Source organism: Bradyrhizobium sp. CCBAU 11386 (assembly GCF_028128955.1).
Taxonomy (GTDB): domain Bacteria; phylum Pseudomonadota; class Alphaproteobacteria; order Rhizobiales; family Xanthobacteraceae; genus Bradyrhizobium.
Genome location: NZ_LBKA01000052.1, coordinates 1 through 306, shown reverse-complemented (window position 1 = coordinate 306; position 306 = coordinate 1). Strand labels below are relative to the sequence as shown.

At 62.4% G+C, this 306-nt stretch carries 1 pseudogene; it reads right to left on the bottom strand.

The features are described from left to right. Positions 1–306, bottom strand: a pseudogene (locus XI09_RS08320) (IS110 family transposase); the annotation flags it as partial.

Below are 306 nucleotides of genomic sequence, written 5' to 3'. Positions count from 1 at the left end.
ACTGCGCACGGCCTTCAGAACCAGACGATGCAGTCGGGCGTACTCCCGCATTAGCGCTTCGCGTCCGGCAAGCAGTGGATTCATGATCGCCTCCAGCAAGGCGTCATCGCCGACCAACTCACGAACTCGCGTCGCGAACAGAGTCCGCGAGACGATTCCGACTTTGAGACCGAGCGGACGCAGAAGCCCGCGGATGACTTGCTCTGTGGCAGCGATGGAGCGGACGATATGCTTGCGAGCCGCGGCCAGCGTCCGCGCCCTTTGGCTGCCGATGCTCTTGACGTGAACAGGCTTGAACCATCCCGT